Annotated in this window: 9 protein-coding genes and 1 CRISPR repeat array; of the genes, 1 reads left to right on the top strand and 8 read right to left on the bottom strand. The window is 38.7% G+C overall.

Annotation, left to right across the window (positions count from 1 at the left end; translation table 11 throughout):
- Positions 1-1,316 (bottom strand): right-handed parallel beta-helix repeat-containing protein (locus tag LQ50_RS23750; RefSeq protein ID WP_034634158.1); only part of this gene is annotated, 1,316 nt, incomplete at its 3' end.
- Between the two features lie 819 nt (positions 1,317-2,135).
- On the opposite strand from LQ50_RS23750, the gene LQ50_RS26150 reads away from it, so the two are divergent.
- Positions 2,136-2,870 (top strand): hypothetical protein, encoded by a 735-nt coding sequence (locus LQ50_RS26150; protein WP_052144936.1) that lies wholly within the window; start codon positions 2,136-2,138, stop codon positions 2,868-2,870.
- Positions 2,871-3,067: 197 nt separating this feature from the next.
- On the opposite strand, the gene LQ50_RS23760 is transcribed toward LQ50_RS26150, so the two are convergent.
- From LQ50_RS23760 to LQ50_RS23790, 7 genes are all read right to left on the bottom strand, one after another.
- Positions 3,068-4,300 (bottom strand): NupC/NupG family nucleoside CNT transporter, encoded by a 1,233-nt coding sequence (locus LQ50_RS23760; protein WP_237563789.1) that lies wholly within the window; start codon positions 4,298-4,300, stop codon positions 3,068-3,070.
- Between the two features lie 108 nt (positions 4,301-4,408).
- Positions 4,409-5,227, bottom strand: coding sequence for a purine-nucleoside phosphorylase (locus LQ50_RS23765; protein ID WP_034634159.1), 819 nt, complete (start codon positions 5,225-5,227; stop codon positions 4,409-4,411).
- A gap of 222 nt (positions 5,228-5,449) precedes the next feature.
- The gene (locus LQ50_RS23770; RefSeq protein ID WP_034634160.1) at positions 5,450-6,016 is read right to left on the bottom strand and encodes a TetR/AcrR family transcriptional regulator; all 567 of its coding nucleotides are present in this window, start codon (positions 6,014-6,016) and stop codon (positions 5,450-5,452) included.
- Between the two features lie 93 nt (positions 6,017-6,109).
- Positions 6,110-6,532, bottom strand: coding sequence for a stage V sporulation protein AB (locus tag LQ50_RS23775; RefSeq protein ID WP_034634161.1), 423 nt, complete (start codon positions 6,530-6,532; stop codon positions 6,110-6,112).
- A complete protein-coding gene (locus LQ50_RS23780; RefSeq protein WP_034634162.1) occupies positions 6,529-7,140 on the bottom strand; it encodes a stage V sporulation protein AA in 612 nt (203 codons plus the stop codon). Before LQ50_RS23780 ends, LQ50_RS23775 begins: the two co-directional genes overlap by 4 nt.
- Before the next feature lie 304 nt (positions 7,141-7,444).
- On the bottom strand, positions 7,445-7,936 hold the full coding sequence (locus tag LQ50_RS23785; RefSeq protein WP_034634164.1) for a hypothetical protein: 492 nt from the start codon (positions 7,934-7,936) through the stop codon (positions 7,445-7,447).
- Between the two features lie 134 nt (positions 7,937-8,070).
- Positions 8,071-8,580 (bottom strand): IS110 family transposase, encoded by a 510-nt coding sequence (locus LQ50_RS23790; RefSeq protein ID WP_237563790.1) that lies wholly within the window; start codon positions 8,578-8,580, stop codon positions 8,071-8,073.
- A gap of 281 nt (positions 8,581-8,861) precedes the next feature.
- A CRISPR array of direct repeats spans positions 8,862-10,203; the repeat unit is 36 nt; unit sequence GTCATATCTCCATCTAATCCGTTGCTGTGATATGAT.
- Positions 10,204-10,216: the final 13 nt, after the last annotated feature.

Below are 10,216 nucleotides of genomic sequence, written 5' to 3' on the forward strand. Positions count from 1 at the left end.
CTCTCGTAAATCTTACTCCTCCTAATTACCGGATTTCCTTCACTTTCAATCTTTACATTCTCAGATCTGTTTTTGAATATCTCACAATTCTCAATGGTCCCCTCTCCGTTCTCTTTTACCCAAAGTCCTACACTTTCGTTGTCGTAAACCTTACATCCCCTTATCATGGGATTTCCTTGCTTTTTAATGACAACGCTTGGATACTTCATTTCGTAAATCTCACAATTCTCAATTGTACCTCGGCCCTTGTCGCTTACAATTAAACCATTCGTCTCCCCTTTATATATCTTGCTTCTTTTTATAAGAGGATTTCCTTCATCTGTAATGGCGATATTAGAATGCTTATTTTGATAGATTTCACAATCCTCAATCGTACCAAGCCCTTTTTTTGATACCAGTATTCCTTCTTTTTCCCCTTCATACATTTTGCTCCTTCTTATGAGAGGATTCCCACCACTAACAATAGAAATGTTTCCATTCGTATTTCGATAAATGTTACAACTTTCAACCTTACCCCGTCCGTTCTCTTTAACCCAAATACCGCTTTCCCGGCTCTCGTAAATTTCACTCTCACTTATAACTAGGTCCGCCTCACTCCCAATTACTATATTCGAATAACTATTTTCATAAATTTGACATTTTTCAATTTTTCCCAAACCCTTCTCTTTTACCCAAATGCCACTTTTACTTCCCTTATAAATCTTACTCCTCCTTATAACGGGATTTCCTTCCAGGCTGACTAGCACATTGTCATACGTATTTTGATAGATTTCACAATCCTCAATCGTACCACCTGCACTTTGCACTAAAATGCCATTCTGCTTATTTTGATAAATCTTACAACCTTGTACTGTAGGGTTTGCATCCTTTGAGATAAATAAACCAACTCCAAAAGAATCACGAATATTGCATCGTTCAATACCTGGATTAGTGTCCTTATTTATAATACGGATTCCATGTCCATTGTCTGATTTAATATCACAATCCTCTAAAATCGACGCACCACTTTTTATATCAACCGCAAAAAAATGTACGTTCTCTTTAACGAATCCTCGTTGATGTATGGTAAGCCCACGAACCTTCGCATTCTTTGCCTTTATCAGAAGGGTTGTTTCGTTTTGACTCGTTAGAATTACTTCACCAGCTAGCCCTTTGCTGATTAATTCAATGTCTTTATCAATGACAAGACTTTCATGGTACGTTCCTGGCTCTACTATAATTTTCGTACCTGAGGCTTCATTTAGGATTGCATCGGAAATCGTCTTATATCTAGAAAAGAACTTTTTTGAGACCACAACCTCTTTAGTATAAAACACCTATATCCCCTCCAGCTCGATAAGTAATATAATCCTATTTTACAATATATTGGTTATTTATGACTATTTAATTTATTCAACGGGGCGTAGGGACAGGTCCCTCGTCCCACTAAAATCGTTATATTCGGCAGACCGTTGTGTAACACAAAAAAAGGTGGATAACCCTCTATATAAAGAGGACGTTATCCACCCGGACAAAACTTTAATATCTTTTCCCTAACCATCGATAAACGCTTCATTGAAACTAAACATATACATCTACATTGGTATCAATTAGTTACGTCAGCATGGAACCCATCCCATTGCTTTCAGGGGACGGAGGGACAGGTTCATCGTCCCAGCTGATAGCTACTAACAAAATCGATCAATCCCGCAGACTGTTATGTATAACACAAAAAAGGTGGATAACCTACTGTATAAGAGGCAGTTATCCACCCGCCTGAATAGTAAATTGTAATATATCCACATCCACCTGGACAAAGCATTACATATTTATTCCTTAAACCATCTATTGGGTCAAGGGACCTGTCCCTCCGCCCCTCGAGTTTTATTTTTTGCCTTAAGGGGCATACTGATCTAAAAAACATTTTATATTTTAAAGGAGGAATTTAATGGAAAACTGTAGAAATAAACTCTTTAATAATATTAAAATTATTAAAGGAGTGATTACTGTGAATCAAATTATTACGCCATTGGATGACAAAAGGTAGAAGAATCAATTCAAAATAACCACTCTAAGTTTCATTCTTTAAGGAACAAAATTGCTGTAACATCCATTACTTCAAAAGGTCTTGTAGAACTTTCAAAGGAAGGGAAATGATGACTAGTAATATTGTTATAGAGTTTGAAGAAATGATTGATATTGATTTTACACAAGCATCAATCTATATGGATGCTTGTTTTATTTTGGCTTATCTAGACTCAAAGGATGCAAGAGGGGATAAAGTCGCTAACATTATGGAGAAATGGGACAAAGATGGCATTGATTGCGTTGCTATTAGTAACTTAGTTATGAGCGAAGTTGTTCATAATTTATTTAAAAACGAAATACGAAATGTTTTGGCACTTACCCACAAGATACTGAAACGTGAAAAAGGAAGATCCTTTACTCCCACAGCCGAAGAGCTTGACGTTTTAAATGATTTTGAAACAGCAAAACGCTTAACCTCACTAATACCCAAATCAAAACTTGATGATTTAATAAGAACAGGCCAGTTGCATTATTCAATCGAAGAACTTCTTAAACAGTACAAAATCCGTTTTCCTCTGGATAGGGATCCACTACACCATTACTATAATAAAAGTGTAGACAGCTACAATGCATTTGTAGAGGGGATTGGATTTAAGGTTCTAACTCCTGATTCCGGATTTAGTACCCAACTGGCGGCTTCATCTTATATAAAATTATTCCAATTATCCCCTTATGATGCTTTTCATTTAGCCTTAGCAGCAGAAAATCACTTTGATTATTTAGCAACTTTAGATAGTGACTTTGTACATAATTATTATACCAAAGAGAATATTGGTTTCTTCAAAGTATTAAAAGTAGCTTAATCGAACCCGAGGTATGCAGACAGGTCCCTCGTCCCATCCGCAGCCCATTGTATATAACACAAAAAGGCAGATTACCCTCTGCACAAATACAGGGGTCTCCACCTTTTAAAGCCTTTATGATATAAGTTAATTTTTCACTAGTCCACAAGCAGTAAGTGGGACAAGGAACCTGTCCCCCCGACCCACTCCTACCTAACTCACATCATCACCATCACTATTGCACCGTTTAATAGGTTCGCTAATGTTGCTGCGATTAAAGCTTTCATCGCTAATTTTTGAATCTCTTTCTTCCTCTCTGGTACCATTCTTGAAAGCATGCCGACGATACTCCCTGCCGCGCCAAAGTTAGCAAATCCACTTAAAGCAAATGTTAAAATGGCAATGGTACGCTCCGATAGGTTATCTAGTTCCGTCGAAAACGAAGCAAAGGCAACAAATTCATTCAATAACAGCTTCTGTGCTAACAGATTCCCTGCCACCACAGCCTCATTCCAAGGAATCCCAATGATAAAAGCAATAGGTGAGAACACATAACCGAAAATGAACTCTAGTGACAGATTCCCAGCTCCAAACAGGGATCCGCCCCAACCAAGTACACCATTGACCAATGCAATTAACCCAATTAGCGTAATTAACATGAGGCCAATGTTAATCGCATAATGCAATCCCTCTTTTGAATTTTCAAAAATGACATCCAATACGTTGGTGTCTTCCTTGTTTTCGTTCATGTTTTCATTAACAATTTGCCACTCTTTGCTGTTAATAGGCTCCGTTTCCGGAATCAGAAACTTGGCAATCATTAACCCTGCTGGCGCTGACATAATCGCTGCAGATAGCAGGTATTCAATTGGAATTCCCATTGCTGCTAACCCGACTAACACAGCACCTGAAACCGAAGCTAATCCCCCAACCATTACAGAGAAAATCTGGGATCTAGACATGTTAGCAATATACGGTTTCACGACAAGAGGCGCCTGCGTGTTACCAACGAATATATTAGCAGCTGCTGCAACAGATTCGGAGTATGAGGTCATCATCATTTTTGAAATAAATCCACCAATAATTCTAACGATGTATTGCATAATGCCAAAGTGGTACAAAAGTGCGATTAAGACGGTTAAAAAGATGATCATCCCTAAAACATTTATCGCAAAAATATGCCCAACCGGTCCTTCTCGATCAGACAAAGAACCAAATACAAACGCAATCCCCTCATGCCCAAAGTTAATTAAATCATTGATTCCTCCAGAGACAAATTGCAGAATATTTTTCCCCGTCTCCCAGCGCAACACTAAGAATCCAAAGACCACCTGCAAAATAAAACCAATCGTTACAGTACGGATATTAATTTCCTTCTTGTTCTCCGACAATAAAATAGACGCAAGTATAATCATTGCACAGCCGAATAATCCCCATAAAATCCCTACCAAGCCGATTCCTCCTATCGGGGGTTTAACCCTCTTTTCACATATAATTTATTGAATTCCAAATACACAGAAAAATGATTATAGAAGCTAATCTACATTTGGATTAGCAAACTACATCTCAATGAGAACCCCTTTAATGAGAGTTACAAACTTACTCTTAGCTTGACCTGCGACTTCAATCACTTCATCATGGCTTAATGGCTGATCTAATATACCGCATGCCATATTCGTTAAACAAGAGATACCTAGTACGTTTAAATTAGAATGTACCGCTACGGTAGCCTCCGGAACAGTTGACATTCCCACTGCATCTGCACCTAGGACACGGATCATTCGAATCTCAGCTGGTGTTTCATAGACTGGACCGCTCCACCAAGAGTACACACCTTCCTGCAACGTAATTCCCTTCTCTTTCGCGACCTTAATCGCAATCTCTCTTAATTCCTGGTTGTATACTTGGGAAACATCAGGAAATCTTGTTCCAAGTTCACTGTTGTTCTTTCCTATAAGCGGATTCGTCCCAACTAAGTTGATATGGTCTGTAATAAGCATGAGCTCTCCTGGATTAAAACCTGTATTAATCGCTCCGCACGCATTCGTAATTACAAGATTTTCTACCCCCAACGCTTTCATAACCCGTACCGGAAATGTTACTTCGTCTAAGGTGTAGCCCTCGTAATAATGATAGCGCCCTTTCATAGCAACAACTTTCTTGCCTTCCAAATCACCGATCACTAACTCGTTGGCGTGTCCTTCTGCATCCGACTTTGAAAAGAACGGAATGTCTTCGTAAGGAATTGTGATAGGATTTTCAATTTCATCGGCAAGGCTCCCTAACCCTGAACCTAAAATCATTCCAATCGTAGGAACAACGGATGTTTTCGATTGAATATAGTCCTTCGCTGCTTGGATTTCTTCTACTTTGTGCATGATAATCCCCCTATTAAGAGTAATGTTGGTACCTATCTTAAAAACTAAACAAAAAAACTAGACCGGTCTACATATTTTTGGTCTACCTTGACCTTAACTGAAAAGGCCGAGACAGATAAGCATTTGCCTTCATCAACATAAGAAAGGACAAATACGAAGATTATGAAACCATTCTATCATAAACGTTAGTCTTTTGGACAAAATGACATAAAATATGACAAACTATTTTTTAAAAAGTACAGGAATCGCTTCAGCTACCGTTCGGAGAGACTCCGCATCTTTACGTGCTAACGAAACAACTAAAGCTCCCTGAAGCATTGAATTTACAGTTAAAGCAAGCTTATGAGCTTGTTCTTCTGTATACTCATTGCTTATTAATTTTTCAGCAAAAATACGATGCCACGCATCAAACACTTCCTTACAAGCTTCCCTTAGTTTTTCACTAGACGCAGATGTTTCCAATACAATTGCAGCTATTGGAACGCCTTTGAAATATGTATCTTCTTCAAAACGGCCCGCACTATCTAAAATAAACTGCTGAATGGACTCAATTGGATCTTCATAAAGGTTTAACTGCTTTTGGATAAAGCTAGTGACATTCCCCTTTGTCCAATTTATTGCTTCCACAGCTAATTGTTCCTTCCCATCAGGAAAATGATGATAAATAGATCCTTTTGGCGCCCCACTTTGTTTAATAATCTCATTTAACCCTGTTCCAACATACCCATTCGTCTGAAGCAAACGTGCAGTTGTTTGAATCAGTACTTCGCGGGTGTTTACCTTTTTCATAATCACTCCGCCCCCTTTGTTCAATCATTTCCCTTCATTTTACCACTTTCTTCGGACATGGGGACAGGTTCCTCGTCCCACCACAAATCCACCTCATGGACTTAAAATAAGCCAATACACCAAGGACGCTACGACCTTCCCACTGATGATTGCCGATAACAGCCACATGACCTTATCGACTACACCAATTCGCTTAGCCAGTAACGGAAGAACATTTAAGACTTCTGCCAGCGCAGCCGCAAGCATCCCAACAAACATTCCTGAAAACACACCAAATACGGCCGCCGACGCAGATGGCAAATAAAAGCGAAGGTCCAACTGCGCAAAGACCGTCCAGCATAACGATCCGAGTATTACCGCCCATTGATAGGTATGAAGGTACTGGTACGTTCTTGTCATTTTGATTAAACGTTGAATCACACCTAAAACCGTTAAAAAAGCGACTGTTCCTGCTCCTAATACAAGCCCCTCAGCAAAACCCGTAACGATGAGCAGCGCCCCTTTTGCAAGGTTCATTTCCTTTCACCGTCCCGCTCTTCTAGGATCGTGAATAAATCTAAGTTTTGCTGATAATTAAACATTTCCACTTCTAATGGACTAGGCTCATTATTAAATTTCTTTTTAAACACTCGATTAAAAAATAAAATCATCCCTAACCCAAGTCCAATCGAATAGGGTATTTGCAAAATAAACGGATGTTCACTTTCATGATTAGTCAGGATCGTGTATATTTTCTGATGTGCCGCGAGCATATTCACATCTTCATGAAAATGCATAATGGCCAGACCCGAACCAAAAAATAGGAGCATCCAAACAAAACCAACTAAGAAGACAGAAGGTGTTTTCATAGGATAAGACACCTCTAAGATCGTATGATTCTCCCCTAGATTACTTACTTCAAGATCCGGATGTCGTTTTTTTATAAATCGAATGACCTGAAGAATATCAATGATAACAAGACGTCCATCCTCTTCAGAAACTTGATAAAATGGCACTTCACATAAACTTTGATCTACGTGAGCAGGAAAAATACACTGGGCAATATCATTTAAAGACACCTTCTTTTTAGGACTGATTTTCACGCGATGGTGCAAGCGGATATAGATTGTATGATCCTTCACCATAACTCCCTCATTTCTATAAATTATTATCCTCAAGCCTGTAATGAAAATGAATTTATAGTATGTGAAAGCGCTCAATAATTATTCAGGGACAGAGGGACAAGGGACCTGTCCCAGCAGAAATTCATTGTGGATATCTGCTTTAACAAACGATGTCTTCCGCAAACTATTGTGGATAACACAAAAAAGGTGGATAACTCTAATAATAAAGAGGCAGTTATCCACCTGGACCGGACTATACGTTAATATCTTTCCTTGAACCATCTATCGGGTCAAGGGACCTGTCCCCATGACCCTCCATGACCCTCTACCAATTATTCTGATCCGAATAAGATGCACTGTCATCTTGAAACTGCCTGTCCATATCATCCATCACTTGATCCAACACATCGTACCCGCGATCATCACCAAGGCCAACACTTCCTGCAGCACCCCTGAACTTCTTTCGTTTCCTTCGGTAGTTGGAAAAACACACATCAATAAATGAACCAATATAAGCAATCATAATAATTGATGCGACGACTGAATGATTTGGAATTACAACCAAACCTATAAAAGCTCCAACAAAGACCAAATAAAAAAAGATCGCTCTTTTTCTATGATTCTTATAAATTTGGCCAGCTGCGATATTGAAAGCTCCAAGCAGTACCGCTATTAATTGATTAGGAAATCGGGGTTTGATTAGAAAAACGATCATGTTCACTGTAGTAACCAATGTAATCAATAGAAACAAGGCTATCACGGGAGTTGAAATCTCCAGAACATCTCGCAAATTAGTATAAATATAAAGAACACCCATTTTTTGTTCCTCCTCTGTCTTTTCATGTTCGCCATACGATTAGACCATAACTTCAGATGCCTTCTACTCAATTGGAAGGAAACTTATTATCATCCTAAATTATGGATGTCGTTATTATCATACTAAAGATCTAATCAAAAAGGTATAGTTTCTTTTGGAGATGGGTCGAGGGACCTGTCCCTCCGACCCACGTTAGATGTCCCACGGCCGTTGATCATGGATTGAACAATCACCATTAAATCTAAATTATCTGTCTTAGACCAATTTAAAAGTGCTTTTCTTTCCTCGGCAGTTGTAGCTGCATTTAAGGTTCGAACATGATAGCCATCCGCATGACAGCGACGAACTAAGTCCTCGTAGTAATGCCCTGTTGTTTCGATCCCCACAACGACTTCTGTAAATTTGTATTTATCTTTTTCTGATTGAATGATCCTTTTAAGATACTCAAAACCCGTAAGAGATGCATCAAACTCAAATGGTTTGACTAGAATATCCCCATAAAAAGTACATATCAAAGCTTTTTGCGTAAACTTCGCTGCATCAATTGCCACTAGCATTAGATTTTCTGTTCCTGTCTCTCGTACAAACTCTGCCCATCGACTTCCTTTTTTACCTTGAATATGCTTAAATAAACTATATGCCATTGTTTTCATCTCCTTGGGAAGGGTAGTAATATTGGAAGTTCTGTGATAGGTACTTCCATTTTACAATGAAAACGATGGCCTTTTTTCTGTTTATTTAACTTATTTTCTATACTAGGTTCCTCGTCCCAGCTATGCAGACGTTGTGTATAACACAAAAAAGGTGAATAATCCCCTGTATAAAGGGAGTTATCCACCTTTTTAAAAAGTTATGTTAAAAGGTGATTTTCACACTATTCCAAAGTCAGTAAGTGGGTCAACGTACCTGTCCCTCGTGTACTAGTGTCATATCTCCATCTAATCCGTTGCTGTGATATGATATTGGACAAGGAATTCATTATCGGCAATGCGTCATATCTCCATCTAATCCGTTGCTGTGATATGATATAACGCTAATGATTATAGATCAAGCAAGGGTCATATCTCCATCTAATCCGTTGCTGTGATATGATGAAGCTATTAGCCTAGATGGTGACAATTTAGTCATATCTCCATCTAATCCGTTGCTGTGATATGATAAGGCATTATCATTACTTTTATGATCGGAAGTCATATCTCCATCTAATCCGTTGCTGTGATATGATAATTGCTCTTCAATCGCATCTTGATTAAGGGTCATATCTCCATCTAATCCGTTGCTGTGATATGATGAAATATTTGGTCAGTGAGATGACCTATTGTCATATCTCCATCTAATCCGTTGCTGTGATATGATTCTTTTGTTTATAATAGTAATGTGGACAGTCATATCTCCATCTAATCCGTTGCTGTGATATGATTTTAGCAATGAATATTAGAGTCAGTAGGCGTCATATCTCCATCTAATCCGTTGCTGTGATATGATCGCAAACAATATAGCCGTAGGCACGCCGGAGTCATATCTCCATCTAATCCGTTGCTGTGATATGATTCAATAGCATCAACGGTTCTCTAATGTGTAGTCATATCTCCATCTAATCCGTTGCTGTGATATGATATGAAAGGAATTATTCACGTATGTGAAGGGTCATATCTCCATCTAATCCGTTGCTGTGATATGATAGGTTGCGAAAGATTTCGATGAATCCACCGGTCATATCTCCATCTAATCCGTTGCTGTGATATGATCGGATGCTTCTTCTCGGCGTCAACAAATCAGTCATATCTCCATCTAATCCGTTGCTGTGATATGATCGGTTTGACATATAAAGTGGAAAGTGTGATGTCATATCTCCATCTAATCCGTTGCTGTGATATGATTCGTAATCATTACATTGCCCTTGTGAGCTCGTCATATCTCCATCTAATCCGTTGCTGTGATATGATGGTCAAAAGGAGGTTGTGTATAATAGTCATATCTCCATCTAATCCGTTGCTGTGATATGATGGCGTTTATCGAATGTATGTTAAAGAAGTTGTCATATCTCCATCTAATCCGTTGCTGTGATATGATTTAATAATCTCTGAAGCTCTTCTCACAGCGGTCATATCTCCATCTAATCCGTTGCTGTGATATGATAAATCATAATGACTAAGGATTACCTTAGTCATATCTCCATCTAATCCGTTGCTGTGATATGATACTTGTAACTTCCGTCCATGAAGTCATTGGTCATATCTCCATCTAATCCGTTGCTGTGATATGATGGAGGAAGCAACA

The organism is Halalkalibacter okhensis, assembly GCF_000787375.1.
Classification (GTDB): Bacteria; Bacillota; Bacilli; order Bacillales; family Bacillaceae_D; genus Halalkalibacter; species Halalkalibacter okhensis.